General features: G+C 52.3%; 15 protein-coding genes and 1 pseudogene. 12 read left to right on the top strand and 4 right to left on the bottom strand.

Annotation, left to right across the window (positions count from 1 at the left end; genetic code table 11):
* Window positions 1-228 precede the first annotated feature (228 nt).
* The 7 genes from epsC (at window position 229) to AACH44_RS18030 (ending at window position 6,715) form a co-directional block, all read left to right on the top strand.
* Complete coding sequence (gene epsC / locus AACH44_RS18060; protein WP_338659369.1) at window positions 229-1,194, top strand: serine O-acetyltransferase EpsC; 966 nt, start codon at window positions 229-231, stop codon at window positions 1,192-1,194.
* 183 nt (window positions 1,195-1,377) lie between these two features.
* Window positions 1,378-2,277 (top strand): PLP-dependent cysteine synthase family protein, encoded by a 900-nt coding sequence (locus AACH44_RS18055; protein ID WP_338659368.1) that lies wholly within the window; start codon window positions 1,378-1,380, stop codon window positions 2,275-2,277.
* Complete coding sequence (locus AACH44_RS18050) at window positions 2,277-2,705, top strand: Mov34/MPN/PAD-1 family protein (RefSeq protein WP_116586211.1); 429 nt, start codon at window positions 2,277-2,279, stop codon at window positions 2,703-2,705. Before AACH44_RS18055 ends, AACH44_RS18050 begins: the two co-directional genes overlap by 1 nt.
* Window positions 2,706-2,780: 75 nt before the next feature.
* Window positions 2,781-3,071, top strand: coding sequence for a MoaD/ThiS family protein (locus AACH44_RS18045; protein ID WP_039354946.1), 291 nt, complete (start codon window positions 2,781-2,783; stop codon window positions 3,069-3,071).
* Window positions 3,068-4,243 (top strand): molybdopterin-synthase adenylyltransferase MoeB, encoded by a 1,176-nt coding sequence (moeB, locus tag AACH44_RS18040; RefSeq protein ID WP_248465364.1) that lies wholly within the window; start codon window positions 3,068-3,070, stop codon window positions 4,241-4,243. Before AACH44_RS18045 ends, moeB begins: the two co-directional genes overlap by 4 nt.
* 56 nt (window positions 4,244-4,299) lie before the next feature.
* Complete coding sequence (locus AACH44_RS18035; RefSeq protein ID WP_261849240.1) at window positions 4,300-5,244, top strand: family 2A encapsulin nanocompartment shell protein; 945 nt, start codon at window positions 4,300-4,302, stop codon at window positions 5,242-5,244.
* Window positions 5,231-6,715: a cysteine desulfurase gene (locus AACH44_RS18030; protein ID WP_338659367.1), complete on the top strand. Its 1,485-nt coding sequence runs from the start codon at window positions 5,231-5,233 to the stop codon at window positions 6,713-6,715. Before AACH44_RS18035 ends, AACH44_RS18030 begins: the two co-directional genes overlap by 14 nt.
* Window positions 6,716-6,817: 102 nt before the next feature.
* Here AACH44_RS18030 and AACH44_RS18025 read toward each other — a convergent pair.
* Window positions 6,818-7,192: pseudogene (locus AACH44_RS18025) on the bottom strand (sigma 54-dependent transcriptional regulator); the annotation flags it as partial.
* A 161-nt stretch (window positions 7,193-7,353) separates the two neighbouring features.
* On the opposite strand from AACH44_RS18025, the gene AACH44_RS18020 reads away from it, so the two are divergent.
* Window positions 7,354-7,707: a type II toxin-antitoxin system RelE/ParE family toxin gene (locus tag AACH44_RS18020; protein ID WP_338659366.1), complete on the top strand. Its 354-nt coding sequence runs from the start codon at window positions 7,354-7,356 to the stop codon at window positions 7,705-7,707.
* On the opposite strand, the gene AACH44_RS18015 is transcribed toward AACH44_RS18020, so the two are convergent.
* Window positions 7,704-8,015 carry a helix-turn-helix domain-containing protein gene (locus AACH44_RS18015; RefSeq protein ID WP_261849243.1) on the bottom strand — a complete coding sequence of 104 codons (312 nt, stop codon included), beginning with the start codon at window positions 8,013-8,015 and terminating at the stop codon, window positions 7,704-7,706. The genes AACH44_RS18020 and AACH44_RS18015 overlap by 4 nt on opposite strands.
* 82 nt (window positions 8,016-8,097) lie before the next feature.
* Window positions 8,098-9,687, bottom strand: coding sequence for an RNA repair transcriptional activator RtcR (rtcR, locus tag AACH44_RS18010; protein ID WP_261849244.1), 1,590 nt, complete (start codon window positions 9,685-9,687; stop codon window positions 8,098-8,100).
* Between the two features lie 191 nt (window positions 9,688-9,878).
* Between rtcR and AACH44_RS18005 the strand changes: the two genes are divergently transcribed.
* The 3 genes from AACH44_RS18005 to AACH44_RS17995 are packed head-to-tail and all read left to right on the top strand — an operon-like array spanning window position 9,879 to window position 13,293.
* On the top strand, window positions 9,879-11,114 hold the full coding sequence (locus tag AACH44_RS18005) for an RtcB family protein (RefSeq protein WP_425606604.1): 1,236 nt from the start codon (window positions 9,879-9,881) through the stop codon (window positions 11,112-11,114).
* Window positions 11,115-11,118: 4 nt separating this feature from the next.
* Complete coding sequence (locus AACH44_RS18000) at window positions 11,119-11,910, top strand: nucleotidyltransferase domain-containing protein (RefSeq protein ID WP_261849245.1); 792 nt, start codon at window positions 11,119-11,121, stop codon at window positions 11,908-11,910.
* 39 nt (window positions 11,911-11,949) lie between these two features.
* A complete protein-coding gene (locus AACH44_RS17995; RefSeq protein WP_261849246.1) occupies window positions 11,950-13,293 on the top strand; it encodes a HEAT repeat domain-containing protein in 1,344 nt (447 codons plus the stop codon).
* An 11-nt stretch (window positions 13,294-13,304) separates the two neighbouring features.
* Here the strand turns inward: AACH44_RS17995 and AACH44_RS17990 are convergent, their stop codons facing one another.
* A complete protein-coding gene (locus tag AACH44_RS17990; protein WP_261849247.1) occupies window positions 13,305-14,096 on the bottom strand; it encodes an HNH endonuclease in 792 nt (263 codons plus the stop codon).
* A gap of 153 nt (window positions 14,097-14,249) precedes the next feature.
* Here AACH44_RS17990 and AACH44_RS17985 point away from each other — a divergent pair, with 153 nt between their 5' ends.
* On the top strand, window positions 14,250-15,347 hold the full coding sequence (locus AACH44_RS17985) for a DUF1615 domain-containing protein (RefSeq protein ID WP_261849248.1): 1,098 nt from the start codon (window positions 14,250-14,252) through the stop codon (window positions 15,345-15,347).
* Window positions 15,348-15,351 lie beyond the last annotated feature (4 nt).

Genomic DNA, 15,351 nt, shown 5'->3' with positions numbered 1-15,351 from the left:
GCGTCCTGTGGCAATGACACCGATACGCCATCATGAGGTGCTGAGAGACGTTGTTCAGTGGGATTTCATTTATTCAAAAGTTGACTATTTAAAGATCATAAAATCATTTGCTTTGCCGATCGGCAAGGCACACTATCACATTCATATTCTAATTAATTCGGTTAAGACCATTGTTTGCGAACTTTTTATTATATCTATTGTAATGCTGTTTTTAAGAGGTAGAACACCATGCCGCAATTAAGTGAAATTTTTTATACTTCACAGGAAAATATCAACTGGCATTTAGACAGCATTGTTGATGGATTAAAAGACGTTCGTCAGCAATGGCGTGATAAATACCTACAGGGTGATTATCATAATAAGCGCCTTTTCCCCTCCAAAGAGAATGTCAGTAGTATTGTCGATACGTTATCTAAAATCTTGTACCCCATGCGTTTAGGCGCCACCGATCTTAAAAAAGAGAGCGAAGACTATTACGTAGGGTATCTACTGGGTAACGTGCTCGATCGTCTGGCTGAAGAAGCCCTATTGGAGCAGCGTTATAATGCTGGCGAATTATCCCATCTGGACAATACGCAGGCTGGCGATCAACGTGTTATCAGTCGCATCAAGCAGTTCGCCGCGCAGTTGCCTGAAATACGCAAACTGCTCGACAGTGATATTCTGGCTGCCTATCAGGGGGACCCCTCTGCGCGCAGCATTGATGAAGTGCTGTTGTGCTACCCAGGTATTCACGCCGTGATTCATTACCGGTTAGCCCATGTGCTTTACCAACTGGATTTCCCACTACTGGCGCGAATAATCACAGAGAAAGCGCATAGCCAGACGGGTATCGATATTCATCCCGGTGCGCAGATTGATGAAGGATTTTTTATCGATCACGGCACTGGCGTGGTGATTGGTGAAACGGCAATTATTGGAAAACGAGTACGTATCTATCAGGCTGTCACGCTGGGTGCCAAGAACTTCATTACCGATGGCAATGGTAATTTGAAAAAATGTTATCCCCGTCACCCGATCATTGAAGACGATGTTGTAATCTACGCGGGTGCGACATTGCTGGGGCGTATTACTATTGGCGCTCGTTCGAGTATTGGCGGTAACGTGTGGTTAACTCGCGACACGCCGCCGGACAGCAATATTCGACAAGCCAGCCTATTACAAAGCCAATATAAAGATGGTGACGGGATTTGATTTTTTAATTTATCTTTCTGATTTTTTAGTAGAAATATAATATCACTGGTATTTATTTTTTGTCGGAAAATGAGAATTAATAACAATTTTCCATTATGACTGCCTCTGTTTTTTAAAACAGACAGCTTTCTGTTTTCTTTAATTAAAAATAAAGAATAAATCGCCCTGCTTACGGAAATAAGTATGAGTATTCTTGATCTTGTCGGAAATACGCCATTGTTAGCACTGCCGCATTTTTCTGAAAAAACGCCGGGTGTTTCTCTGTTGGCAAAAGCGGAGTTTATGAATCCCAGCGGTTCGGTAAAAGATCGAGCGGCAAAAGCTATGGTGCTTGACGGTATGGCTCAGGGGAAGCTCGTGCGTGGAAAGACGATCATTGACGCCACCAGCGGCAATACGGGTATTGCCTACGCGATGATCGGTGCGGCGCTTGGGTATGACGTGGTGCTCTATATGCCGCAGAACACCAGCAATGAGCGTAAACAGATTATTCGCCATTACGGTGCGACGATCGTAGAAACCGATCCGTTAGAAGGTTCCGATGGCGCTTATCTGGCGGTAAGAACGCAGGTGGAACAAGACCCCGAACGCTATTTTTACCCCGATCAATACAACAACCCCGTTAATGCCCATACGCATTTTGCCACAACCGGTTGGGAAATTTGGCAGCAAACGCACCAGCGTATTACGCATTTTATCACCAGCATGGGCACCTCTGGCAGCTTTGTCGGCAGTGCGCGGCGACTAAAGCAGGAAAATCCTCGTATTCAAACGTTAGCGGTACAGCCTGCGTCTCCTCTGCATGGTATTGAGGGCACCAAGCACATGGCCAGCAGCATCAAACCTGGCATTTTGGATGAAACTTTGCAGGACGGCGTGGTGACGGTAACGACGGAAGAAGCCTATGCCACCACTCGTCATCTGGCGAATTGCGAAGGTATTTTTACTGGCATCTCTTCGGGTGCCAATGTGGCGGCAGCCTTGAAACTAGCTCAGACGCTGCCGAGTGGGTCGGTGGTCGTGACACTGCTTTGCGATACCGGTTCGCGCTATCTGGCAGATCCTTTTTGGAATGAAAGCTGATGATTCGATTAACAACGGAAACGGAGCGCCTGATTCGCGTAGAGGGCGAAAAAACGTACCCCAATGAGTGTTGCGGTGCGCTATTGGGGAGTTTTGACAAGAACGGTGATGCACAAGTGACGGCGCTACTGCCCATCGTCAACGCGCGTGAGGCGCAGGAGCAATATCACCGTTTTATCATCACGGCGGACGACTACCTATTGGCAGAACGTACGGCGCGAGCGCAGGACATTGACGTGGTGGGTTTCTACCATTCACACCCGGATCATCCGGCCATCCCGTCCGAGTATGACCGTGAGCATGCCCTGCCGTTTTATGCCTACATCATCGTTGCTGTTGCCAAGGGGCAATCTACCGATCTCACCAGTTGGCGGTTGACGCAGGATCGACAGCGTTTTGAACAGGAAGTGGTCGACATTGCGCAGTGATCAGCAGCGATAAGCAGTAACAAAGTGATGGGGACGATGTGCCCTGATGTTGAACATGGCAGAGAGAGCATAACGATGGCAGTGACATTATTGATTCCGACCGCATTACGCGCTTTTACCGACGGTCAGGGGAAAGTGAGCCTGGAAGGTGAAACGGTTGGGCAACTGGTGGCGGCATTAGCTGCTGGTTACCCCGATATTCATCAGCATCTCTATGAAGAGAATGGTTCGCTGCGCGCTTTTATCAATTTATACGTAGGTGAAACCAATATAAAAACCACTGGTGGTTTAGATACGCCGGTTAAAAGTGGCGACGAGGTCCTTCTGGTGCCCGCCATTGCGGGTGGTGCCGGAGTGCGGGCATGAGTATTCCAAGCATTATCCCCGACGATCGTCTAACGGAACTGTCACATGCGGAGATCGCACGTTACAGCCGCCATCTGCTGCTGGCGGAAGTCGGGCTGGAAGGGCAACAACGCCTGAAAAGTGCACGCGTATTGCTGATTGGTACGGGGGGGCTGGGTGCACCGGTCGCACTGTATTTGGCCGCCGCAGGCGTAGGAACCATCGGCATCGTGGACTTCGATTTTGTCGAAGTATCCAACCTGCAACGGCAGATCATCCACAGCACCAAGGATATCGATCGCCCGAAGGTGGCGTCCGCCAAAGATAAAATCCGGGCCATCAATCCGGATATTGAGGTCGTAACCTACAACACGCAGCTCAGTAGTAAAAATGCGTTGGATATCATCCGCGATTACGACCTCGTTGTTGATGGCACCGATAACTACCCTACCCGCTATCTCATCAACGATGCCTGCGTACTGCTCGGTAAACCTAATGTGTACGGCTCTATTTTTCAGTTTGAAGGTCAGGCGAGCGTGTTCTATGCCAAAGCGGGCCCGTGCTATCGCTGCCTCTACCCGACGCCGCCGCCTCCAGGGCTGGTGCCTTCCTGTGCCGAAGGTGGCGTAGTGGGCGTGCTGCCGGGGATTATTGGCACCATCCAGGCGGCAGAGGCCATCAAACTGATCGTCGGCGGTAGTGAGAGTCTGGTCGGGCGTCTGCTGTTATTCGACGTCTGGGAGATGAAACAACGCGAGCTGAAGCTGGAAAAGGACGCCAACTGCCCGGTCTGTGGCGAGCACCCGACAATTCATGCGCTGATCGACTATGAGGAGTTCTGTGGCTTAAAACCTAACGAAGAAGAGGTGCCGATCGAAAGCGTCACGGCTCGTGAGTTGAAAGCGTGGTTGGATGCGGAGAAGCCGCTACAGCTGATCGATATTCGTGAACCACACGAGCGGGCGATCGTGAAGTTCCCCGATGCCAAGGTGATTCCGCTTGGGCAGATCGTGCGTCGTATTGATGAATTCGATCCTGCTGTGGATGCCGTGTTCCTCTGCAAAATCGGGCAGCGCAGTCTGTTTGCGATACGTGCCTTGCAGCGGGCTGGCTATACCGGTCGGGTATTAAATTTGAAAGATGGCATTAACGCGTGGGCGCAGGATGTGGATACCCGCCTGCCGCAGTACTGAAAACGCAGGGCAGTGTAAACATCACTTATTGAAAGTAAAACCTAAGGGAAAACATCATGACAGATAAAAACGTTCTGAACGCTCTGGGACGCGACGCCGCGTATCAACTCGCCAATGTGACCAAAACAGCACCGCAGTTTGGGGCAATTACTCCGCGCTGGGTCAGCAATTTTCTGGATTACAAGGGATTAGAAGCTGGGATCTATCGCGTTAACAAAGTGGTGGAAGGCGATACGCCGCTGGATGCGCTGTGCAGCCAGGACCCGACCCAGACCGAAATCCCTAAAGGGTATATCGAATACCAAACGCAGCCGCGTGAATATCAGTTGGATTCTCTCGCGACGATTATTAATGTCGATACCAAAATCGCGGATATCTATAGTTCACCGTTCGATCAGGCTTCCGAACAAATTGCGTTGGCGATTGAAAGCTTGCGCGAGCGTCAGGAAAGCCAGCTAATCAATAACGATGATTATGGCCTGCTCAAGAATATCGCTGATTCTCAGCGGATCCAGACGCGCAATGGACGACCGACGCCGGATGATTTGGATGAGCTGATTTCTAAAGTATGGAAAGAGCCGTCGTTTTTCCTCGCTCACCCGCGTGCTATTGCTGCGTTTACCCGTGAAGCGACTCGCCGCGGTGTTCCGCCCGTCACGGCCAACCTGCACGGCGGGACTTTTATTCTGTGGCGCGGTATCCCTGTGATCCCTTCGGACAAGCTGTTCGTTGACGGTTTGAAGAACCCGAAAGGTAAGGGCGGTAAAACCAACATTCTGCTGATTCGCTCTGGTGAAGCCAAGCGCGGCGTGCTGGGCTTGTATCAGTCAGGGTTGCCAAATGAACAATCTCGCGGTTTATCTGTACGTTTCCGTGGCATTGATGACAATGGCGTTGCTTCTTACCTGCTTTCACTCTATTGCTCCGCTGCCATTCTGGCCGATGATGCTATCGCCGTATTGGAAGATGTTGAAGTAGGTGAATATTATGACTACGAATAATCTTTCACTGCCGGGGATTCCCGGCCCGTGGCCAGGCAGTGGTGAGCGCCCGCTGTCAGCCCGAGATTACGGCCTGCCGGACGAGCGCGATTTGCTCGCGTTATTTGGGGGCAGAAGCCATCCACAGGGGACGCCGGATCCAGCCTATGCGCCGAAAGTGGTGCCCTACGGTCAGGATATCGCTGTGCCCTCGGGTGCAACGGTACAACGACTGGGCACCGCGTCTTCATCCGTGCCTGCACCGCTGGCGCGTGTTGGGCATGTTCCCGTAGAACAGATCCGCGCTGATTTCCCAATCCTGTCTGAACAGGTTGATGGCAAGCCGCTGGTCTGGCTGGACAATGCGGCGACCACTCAACGGCCAAGACAGGTTATTGATCGCATTAGCCATTTTTTCCTGCATGAAAACTCAAATATTCATCGTGCGGCGCATACGCTGGCTGCGCGCTCGACCGATGCTTACGAGGCTGCGCGGGATAAAGTGGCTCGTTTTATCGGAGCAGGCAGTTCGGACAATATTGTGTTCGTACGCGGCACGACAGAAGGGCTGAACCTGATTGCCCAAAGCTATGTCAAACCGCTGTTACGTCCAGGAGATGAGATTATCCTGACGTTGCTGGAGCACCACGCCAATATTGTGCCGTGGCAATTGGTGGCGCAGGAGACTGGCGCAGTAATCCGTGTGGCACCGGTGGATGAACACGGACAGCTGATTATTGAAGAGTATGTTCGCCTGTTCAATGACAAAACGCGTTTTGTTTCAGCCACCCACGTTTCCAATGCGTTGGGAACCGTGACGCCAATACAGGAGTTGGTGGCAATCGCCCACCGCTTTGGTGTACGTATTGCTATTGATGGTGCTCAGTCAATTTCGCATATTCCTGTGAATGTGACGACGCTGGATGCTGACTTCTTTGTCTTTTCCGGCCATAAAATATTCGGGCCCACCGGTATCGGCGTGGTGTATGGCAAAAAGGATGTGCTGGAGGAGGCTCGCCCGTATCAGGGTGGCGGCAATATGATCGCCGATGTGACCTTTGAGTTGACACGTTACCAGCCTGCACCGAATAAATTTGAGGCCGGAACGGGGAATATTGCTGACGCCGTTGGGCTTGGCGCGGCTATCGACTACGTCACTGCGCTGGGGATTGAGAATATCGCCCAGTATGAGCATGCGCTATTGGAGTACGGGATTGAGAAATTGTCACGGATTCCCGGGCTTAAACTGATCGGCACCGCCGCCCAGAAGACCAGCGTATTGTCGTTTGTGCTGCAAGGCCATGAAAACGAAGCGATAGGGCGTTACCTGAGTCAGGCGGGGATTGCCGTACGCTCTGGGCACCACTGTGCTCAGCCTATTTTGCGTCACTTTGGCTATGAAAGTACGGTGAGACCTTCTCTCGCCTTCTATAACACCCCGCAGGAAATTGATTTTCTGGCAGAAAAGATCTCACAGCTGGCAGCACGCTAATGCCTTCCCGTACCGCTCTGGCTTTTGGCAGGGGCGGTATCTTTTTTTCGTCGGGATGCGCTATCGGTTGTTGGATGAAAGGCAAACCGTAGCGAAGATGATTCAGTTTATTCCTCTCCCCCGTTTCAACCCCTCCCAACTCAGTCCAAAACGTGCCAGATATTTACGCAGTCGGTCGGCGTCGTTGGGCTTTTGTTTTTGCTGGCGTGAGACGGCAAACAAGCGACGGCCAGCTTCTGAGAGTGAATTAGAAGTGCGGCAGACGTCGAACACGGTTTCGAGCTGACGCTGCTCAAACAGATCGATGTTGGCGAGTTCGGGCGGTAGCGCGGTTGCTGGCGCATCACTTTGCCAACTGGCTCGCAGGCGGGTGATTTCCTCTTCTACTAGTTCGGTGGTGATACGACCTTGTTCCGCCAGCGTCGCCATGCGGGCGATGGAGGAACCGAGTTCGCGGAAGTTGCCGCGCCACGCTGCTGAGGCTTTCTTGCAGCAGTTCAACGTCATTTTACAGCGTATTTTGGAATGGTGTTCGCAGAAATGGGTTCAACTCTGGAAATAAGCGGGCTTCTTCTTTTTTAATTGGCCGTAGTAAAGGATATTGCGGTGTTTGCGAAAAATGACGACAGGGAGTGGTTTTGAAGAAATTCGCATTTGTTAACGATGCCGCTGAAAGGGAATACCGAACGCTTCCTGCGGATATACAGGATGAGTTTGGAAAAGACTTACGCCTCATTCAGTATGGGCAAGATCCTAAATTGCCAATTGATTTTCTTGATGGGGTTGGTATCGGTGTTATCGAACTAAAGATAAACGGTAGTCCTGCATATCGATGTGTCTATGTTGCCAAATATCTTGATACCGTGGTGGTTTTGCATTCCTTTAAGAAAACGACCAATAGCGTTGATCGTAAAGCTAAAGAGGTGGCTGAACAACGGCTCAAAGCGCTTATGGCCGATGTCAGAGAGGCTGAGCGTTGTAAAAAACGCTAAGCTGCTGATTCAGTGATTGTGATTGACGCCTGATGCAGGCTTGGCATCGACATTTTCGCTCGGAAACCGAGAGCGTCTAACATGTCAAACATGGCATCAATAGTGAAAAGCTCTATCTTGGCATTTTTCAGTTCTGAAACGCGCGACTGGTTGATGCCGAGTTTTTCTGCTGCCTCTTTTTGTGTCCAACCTTTCTCTTTGATTAAATTAGTGATCATGATCGATAAATCCATTTTCATTGCCATCTTGCTGGCAACTTCAGCGTCATGCGTCACATGAAACGGACTTTCGTAGAATTTTAACGCCATAATATGTACCTCCTCATCTCAGTAAATTAAATATCTAATATTTTAGATAGCTCGTCAAGTTTACTGGACAGAGGTTTCCTATTTACTTTCTGTTGCCAGCCTCCCTCAACCCCTCCCAACTCAGTCCAAAACGTGCCAGATATTTACGCAACCGATCGGCGTCGTTGGGCTTTTGTTTTTGCTGGCGTGAGACGGCGAACAGGCGACGGCCAGCTTCTGAGAGTGAATTAGAAGTGCGGCAGACGTCGAACACGGTTTCGAGCTGGCGCTGCTCAAACAGATCGATGTTGGCGAGTTCGGGCGGTAGCGCGGTTGCTGGCGCATCACTTTGCCAACTGGCTCGCAGGCGGGTGATTTCCTCTTCTACTAGTTCGGTGGTGATGCGACCTTGTTCCGCCAGCGTCGCCATGCGTGCGATGGAGGAACCAAGCTCGCGGAAGTTGCCGCGCCACGCGGCCTGCGGTGAGCAAGCGAAGGTGAGGTAGCGCTGTCGCGCGTCTTTATCGAAGCGGATCTGCGTTTGGTGATCGTGTGTGAAGCGTTGGAGTTCGTAGTCAATGTTGGGTTCGATATCTTCCCGACGTTCCGCTAACCCCGGTAGAGGGAAGGTCCACATGTTGATACGCGCATAAAGGTCTTCACGAAATTTACCCTGTGCGATCCACTCGCGCAGGTTGCGGTGTGTGCCAGCAATTAACTGAAAATCGCTGCTGACTTCTTTATCCGAACCAAACGGTAAAAAGCGTTTTTCTTCAATGGCCTTGAGCAGCATCGCCTGTTCGTCCAGCCCCAGTTCGGCGATTTCATCCAGAAACAGCATGCCGCCGTCCGCTTCACGCAGCAGCCCGCTTCTCGCCTGTAACGCACCGGTAAACGCCCCTTTTACGTGGCCGAATAATGTCGACATCGCATTGTCGCCGCGCAGCGTGGCACAGTTAACCGCAACAAAGCGGCCGCTGACCAGATGGCGAGATTGACGTAGCTGGTAGATACGCTGTGCCAGAAAGGATTTCCCCGCCCCGGTCGGGCCAGTCAGGAGCATCGGCGCGGTGGATCGCAGCGCGACGCGTTCAATCTGATCGATCAGTGTGTTGAATGTCGCGTTACGTGTCTCGATGCCGAATTTCAGGAACGAGACGGAACGCTCCTGCTCGTGTTGGAAGCGGCTGGTAAGCGTGGCATAGCGGCTGAGATCCAGATCGATGACGGCGTAGATGCCTTGCGGTGCCGGGCGATCCGCTTTTTCCCCCGGCGCGGTTTGTAGCAGCTTGGCGGGCAGATAGCGCGCTTCGGTCAGCAGGAACCAGCAAATCTGCACGACGTGAGTGCCGGTGGTGATGTGAACGAAATACTCTTCGTTCTCGGTATCGAATGGGTAGCGGCTCGCAAAGTCCAGAAAGGCGCTGTAGACCTCTTCTAGGTTCCACGGGTCGCGCAGTTCAACGGCCTGAAGCGTGACCTGCGTAGTCGGTGACACCACGGCGATATCTTCCGCCACCTGCTGTGCCATTCCTTCATTGCGTGATTGGTGCAACAGTTCCAGACGATCGACGGGGAAATCCGGCTGCTGACACAGGCCGACAGTCGGTCGCCATTTCGTCCAGCGGTTCTCCCGTTTACCCCGTTTGTCCAGCGTGGTGCCCAGCACACCAATGACGACGCGACGCTTCATGCTATACCTTTGTATAAAATATTATCCTTTAGGATAAATTTATCTGTTATTTTGATGCGTTGCTAGTTCAGGTGGTAAATTTTTTATTAATTAATTATCAATCAGTTATGTTTTTATTTTATCTATTCCATAAATCTGGCACGCCTTTCGCTATATCTCAGGTGAACAATGACAAACAAAGAGAAGAAAAAATGGAAGAAATGAAAACGCAGGATTACGACATGATGTCGCCAGTGAATAGCGCACCGGTAAAAATGTGGACGCAGGGCGTGCCTGTGGAACCAGAAGCCCGTGATCAACTGCTGAACACGGCCAAAATGCCGTTCATTTTTAAACATCTGGCGGTAATGCCGGATGTGCATCTGGGAAAAGGGTCGACGATTGGTAGCGTGATCCCCACGCGTGGTGCGATTATTCCCGCTGCGGTGGGTGTGGATATCGGCTGTGGGATGATTGCAGTGCGTACGTCACTGGTTGCCAGTGACTTGCCGGATAACCTGCTGGGGTTGCGTAGCGCGATTGAACAGGCAGTGCCGCACGGGCGTAGTGTTACGCGTTCTAAACGCGATGTCGGTTCCTGGCAAAACCCACCACAAACGGTGGATGCGCACTGGTCACTGCTGGAACCGCGTTTTAAACGTTTGACGGATAAATACCCGCAGTTGCTGAAAACCAACAACTATCAGCATTTGGGAACCTTAGGAACGGGTAACCACTTTATTGAAATCTGTCTGGATGAAGTCGATCACGTGTGGGTGATGTTGCATAGCGGGTCGCGCGGTGTGGGGAATGCGATTGGTTCGTTGTTCATCAAGCTGGCGCAGGAAGATATGCAGCAGCACATTGCGAACCTGCCGGACCGTAATCTGGCGTACTTCGAGGAAGGAAGCCTGCACTTTAACGATTACATCGAAGCGGTTGAATGGGCGCAGGATTTTGCCCGTCATAACCGCGAAGTGATGATGTCACATACGCTGGCGGCGCTGTCTCGTATTGTGACGAAGCCGTTTACCACCCAGCAGGAAGGCGTGAACTGCCACCATAACTATGTACAGCGCGAAACGCACTTTGGTGAATCAGTGCTGATTACTCGTAAAGGCGCGGTGTCGGCGCAGAAAGGCCAGATGGGGATCATTCCGGGGTCGATGGGGGCGAAGAGCTTCATCGTGCGGGGATTGGGGAACGAAGAGAGCTTCTGTTCCTGTAGCCACGGCGCGGGGAGAACCATGAGCCGTACCGCCGCGAAAAAACGTTTTACCGTGGAAGACCAGATCCGCGCGACCGCACACGTCGAGTGCAGAAAAGACAGCGACGTTATCGATGAAATCCCGATGGCGTACAAAGATATCGATAAGGTGATGGCGGCACAGTCATCGCTGGTGGAAATTGTACATACGCTGCGTCAGGTGGTGTGTGTGAAAGGATAAGATCATGATGGAAAACGATTATCGCGTCGATGCTGCCATGCGGACGCGGATAAAATTAGTCTTACAGGATGTAGAAGAACGGTATCAGGTGAAGGTGCTGTATGCCTGTGAATCGGGGAGCCGTGGCTGGGGATTTGCGTCTCCAGATAGCGACTACGACGTGCGCTTTCTCTACGTGCATCGGCCGGAATGGTATTTGCGCGTTGAAGCGCAGCGCGATGTGATAGAGCTGCCTATCGACGATGAGCTGGACGTCTGCGGTTGGGAATGGCGCAAAGCGCTCGGCCTGCTTAAACGGGCTAACCCGACGCTGATCGAATGGCTGGATTCACCAGTGGTCTATCAAGAAGATCGGGATGCTACATCCGCACTGCGGGCAGCGGTGCCGACGTGGTTCTCACCGTCCAAGGCTCGCTGGCACTACCTGTCTATGGCGCGTAAAAATTTTCGTGGTTATCTGCAAGAGGAAACGGTACGTCTCAAAAAGTATTTCTATGTCCTGCGCCCGCTACTGGCGGTGCGTTGGATTGAGGCAGGCAAGGGTATGCCGCCGATGCGTTTTTCTCAACTGCTCGCTGAAACGGTAGACGATCCGCACCTGTTGACTGAAATCCATCAACTACTTGAGATCAAGCAACGCTCGGGTGAAGCGGAATACGGCCCGCGTCGGGAGGTGATCCACGCGTTCATCACGCAGATGCTGAACGACGCCGATAGCCCAGCAATATTGCCAGACAGTAAGGCCGCTGACGACACGATGCTGGATGCGCTGCTGTACCGGACAGTGATGGCGTAAGGCATCTGTGAGCAACGGAAAAAGAAGAGGGCAGGGAATATGGCATCATATAACTTACTACTACACCAGTTAGAAAAGCTGGTGGCTTCGCCAGACAACTATTATCAGCCAGCGCAGGCAGATGCTCTGGGCTCGGTGTCACACCTGATAACGCTCACGCGTCACTATAACGGACATATTCGGCAGCGTGCAGTGCTGTGTCTGGGCTTCATGGACGAAGTCTCGGCATTGCCTGCATTGATTGAACGAGTGAATGATTGGGCGGAACCCGTGCGGCGTGCAGCTAAACAGAGCGTGCGGCTGCTGTTAACGCCGAAAAACAACGCGTCTTTTGTCGCCAATTTGCCTGCCATTTTCTGGCTGTTGCAGTGCCAGCGAGAAGATCATCAGCCGCTGGTGGATGAGATCGTCAGCTTTCTGTCCGAGGAGGCGCGCGCGCCGTCGTTACTGACGGGATTGTGTTCGGAAGATAAAATTGTTGCTCGATTATCACTGGATATTCTGGTTAAGCGCGAACAGTTTCCGTTGAAGCAGATCTTTGGTCAGACGATGTTGCATCGCGATCCGTTAGTCAGGGCGAACGCGGCGCGGTATTTGCTCAATGCGGATCAGGATGTCGATCATGAAGTGATGACGCGCTTATTAAAAGACACTTTCGCGCCCATTAAGCAGCTGGCATTGCAGTATGTAATGGATAATGCGTTTCCCGTGCCTGCACCTCTGTTGATAGCCTTATTGTTTGATAAGAATGCCTTGGTGCGCCAGCGTGCCTCAACGCTGCTGCGTGAAAAACACGACGATCCTGTGGCGCATTACCTTGCAGCGCTGGATCGGGCGGTTACTGTGACAGAGCGTAAAATCACGCTGTGGGGGCTGGATGAGCATCGCTACAACGGCGTTGTGGCGCTGGCAGAACGTAATCTGGATGTGCGTTACCCCAGCCTTTATCACAGCGCTTTACGTATTCTCATTCTACGTACCGGTGACGACGCGCGTGAGCAACTGCTGGCCGCTCTGCGTCATCACTCGCTGGCTATTGCTAAGGTGGCGCGGAAGCTGTTTTACCAGCAGAGGGGCTACTTGTCGCTGCCTGAACTTCAGCGCTGTCTGGAAGAGGCATCTTCCAAAGAACACGTTGAGGTGTACTATTTTCTAGCACACAAGCTGAACAAATGGGATTGGCTGATTTTCCTGCTGGATAACGCTAAGCCAGAGAATACGGCACTAACACAGGCTAGCGTGACGAGCTGGGTACAGCGGTTCAACCGTTCTGGCATATTACCGAATACGCGACAACAGGCGCGTTTGCGGATGCTGCTGGATGAAAATCCGCACGTTATCTCGCGCGAAAGCCCGTATATCGCCCTGTTTTTGTATCGCTGATTTGTCGCTTTTTACCCACGCCCCAAAAAAATATGCTCACGATGGTATGCCATCTGTGACAGGCTGGGCGGGTAGGTGTCTGGCAGATGGATTTGTTTGCCTTCGTATTGGGCGAAATTGACGTCGCTGATGGCGCTTTTCAGTTTTTTGATACGTGGAGAAAGTAGCATTTCCAGCGAGTCGTTGAAGCTGATAAGCCCCATATCAAAGGCTTTGTCATGCAGGTTGGACAAGCAGAGGCCGTTGCTGGGATCGAGGCGATATTCTGGCGTCGTTTTCCACGGTTGAATATGGCTGGCGACCAGCAGAGCGGGTTCTTCTAATCCAGTCACGCAGCAGCGTTCGCCGTAGTTGCTGAGTACGCGTTTGCGGAATAGCTGCTGACCAATACGCGTCTTTACCTGTGTAAGGCGCTCGCCGCCGTGATAATCAGGGATTTCGCTCTCGTTGGCTTGGAACGGTGATGGCACCGACGTCGCTTCTGCCGCCCGTTCTTCGAGCGATACCATCGCCTGCTGGCACTGCTGTTCGAATAGCTCGGGGTTGCTGTCCATTTCCTTCCACAGCGCGCGGTCGGAGTTGGACGCGCCGCGCAAGCCGGTGCGGCCGGAGTCGATAATAAACGGGTCGAGGCTGGCGAGATTGACTAGCTTCATCGCCAGTGCGGAAGGCGTGCGGTTAATCAACTCGGCGTAACGAATGATATCGGGGTTACGTGAATGCAGCCTGCCAAACGGTAGCTGACTGTACAGGGTGAAGGCGATCAGCAACTGATCCCGTGTCCAATGATTGGTGGCAGCCATGCGTGTGTCGTCCGTTCGTTAGCGCATTCGGTTAGTGATAGCGCTAACTATGCCAGGTCAGTCCGTAAAATGCATGCGCTTGATTCCGGCTGGATAATTGGTGCGGGCTGCGCTAACGTTCTGACAGCCTTCCTATCATGATGCCGAGAGATTATGCCCCGTTCTTCTATTCCCTTGTTTCGTCCCCTGTGTGCGTTGGCTCTGCTGGTGCTGGCGGGCTGTGCCAGTAAAACGGCGACGACGCCGGAATCGCGGCCTGCGGATGTTCGTGCGCAGCTACTCAAGCTGTTGCCGGACAACGTGAAAGATCGTCAGGGTTGGGCGACCGATATCGCCACGGCATTTACCACGCAGGGGCTCGATCCCAGTAATGAAAATCTGTGCTCGGTACTGGCCGTAACCGAACAGGAATCGACGTTTAATGCCGATCCGCAGGTGCCGAATCTGTCAAAAATCGCCTGGCAGGAGATTGACCGTCGTGCGGAGAAAATTCATGTTCCCGCATTTCTGGTGCGCACCGCGCTCCTCATCAAATCCCCTAACGGCAAAAGTTACAGTGAGCGGCTCGATAAGGTACGCACGGAAAAGGAACTCAGCGCGATCTTTGATGATTTCATCGACATGGTGCCGATGGGACAGACGCTGTTTGGTCGGTTGAACCCAGTGCATACCGGTGGGCCAATGCAGGTGAGCATCGCCTTTGCCGAAGCTAACGCAAAAGGTTATCCGTATACCGTGGACGGCTCTCTTCGCCGCGAAGTATTCAGCCGTCGTGGCGGGATGTATTTTGGCATCAAGCATCTGCTGGGCTATCCAGCGAATTACCCGCAGTCTATATATCGGTTCGCAGATTTCAATGCAGGACGGTATGCCAGCCGAAATGCGGCGTTCCAGCGAGCCGTCAGCCGTCTTACGGGGGTTAAGCTGGCACTGGATGGCGATTTAATCAACTACGGTTCGGATAAAGCCAGTGCTACGGAACAAGCGGTGCGTGTGTTGGGGAAACGGTTAGATATGAGCGAGAGCACGATTCGTCGTGCACTGGAGAAAGGCAATAGCCTCGATTTTGAAGACACCAGCCTGTATGAACGTGTCTTTGCGTTGGCGGATAAGTCGGGTTCGAAGGCTCCGCGCGCCATCCTGCCGGGGATCACGCTGGAAAGCCCGAAAATCACCCGTAAGCTCACCACGGCATGGTTTGCCCAACGTGTCGATGAGCGCCGTCAGCGGTGCTTAGTGAGAGCCAAATAGTCAA

Origin of the sequence: Pectobacterium araliae, from assembly GCF_037076465.1 — a bacterium.
GTDB classification, from domain to species: domain Bacteria; phylum Pseudomonadota; class Gammaproteobacteria; order Enterobacterales; family Enterobacteriaceae; genus Pectobacterium; species Pectobacterium araliae.
The sequence above is the reverse complement of the archived record's forward strand: the minus strand, read 5'-3'. Positions and strand labels throughout refer to the sequence as shown.

Excerpts from the sequence above, each read along its gene's own strand:
- AACH44_RS17990 (WP_261849247.1), bottom strand. The coding sequence starts at position 14,096 with ATGGCTGCCACCAATCATTGGACACGGGATCAGTTGCTGATCGCCTTC.
- AACH44_RS18035 (WP_261849240.1), top strand. The coding sequence starts at position 4,300 with ATGACAGATAAAAACGTTCTGAACGCTCTGGGACGCGACGCCGCGTAT.
- moeB (WP_248465364.1), top strand. The coding sequence starts at position 3,068 with ATGAGTATTCCAAGCATTATCCCCGACGATCGTCTAACGGAACTGTCA.
- AACH44_RS18000 (WP_261849245.1), top strand. The coding sequence starts at position 11,119 with ATGATGGAAAACGATTATCGCGTCGATGCTGCCATGCGGACGCGGATA.
- AACH44_RS18055 (WP_338659368.1), top strand. The coding sequence starts at position 1,378 with ATGAGTATTCTTGATCTTGTCGGAAATACGCCATTGTTAGCACTGCCG.
- AACH44_RS17995 (WP_261849246.1), top strand. The coding sequence starts at position 11,950 with ATGGCATCATATAACTTACTACTACACCAGTTAGAAAAGCTGGTGGCT.
- rtcR (WP_261849244.1), bottom strand. The coding sequence starts at position 9,687 with ATGAAGCGTCGCGTCGTCATTGGTGTGCTGGGCACCACGCTGGACAAA.
- AACH44_RS18005 (WP_425606604.1), top strand. The coding sequence starts at position 9,879 with ATGGAAGAAATGAAAACGCAGGATTACGACATGATGTCGCCAGTGAAT.
- AACH44_RS18050 (WP_116586211.1), top strand. The coding sequence starts at position 2,277 with ATGATTCGATTAACAACGGAAACGGAGCGCCTGATTCGCGTAGAGGGC.
- AACH44_RS18015 (WP_261849243.1), bottom strand. The coding sequence starts at position 8,015 with ATGGCGTTAAAATTCTACGAAAGTCCGTTTCATGTGACGCATGACGCT.
- AACH44_RS18045 (WP_039354946.1), top strand. The coding sequence starts at position 2,781 with ATGGCAGTGACATTATTGATTCCGACCGCATTACGCGCTTTTACCGAC.
- AACH44_RS17985 (WP_261849248.1), top strand. The coding sequence starts at position 14,250 with ATGCCCCGTTCTTCTATTCCCTTGTTTCGTCCCCTGTGTGCGTTGGCT.
- epsC (WP_338659369.1), top strand. The coding sequence starts at position 229 with ATGCCGCAATTAAGTGAAATTTTTTATACTTCACAGGAAAATATCAAC.
- AACH44_RS18030 (WP_338659367.1), top strand. The coding sequence starts at position 5,231 with ATGACTACGAATAATCTTTCACTGCCGGGGATTCCCGGCCCGTGGCCA.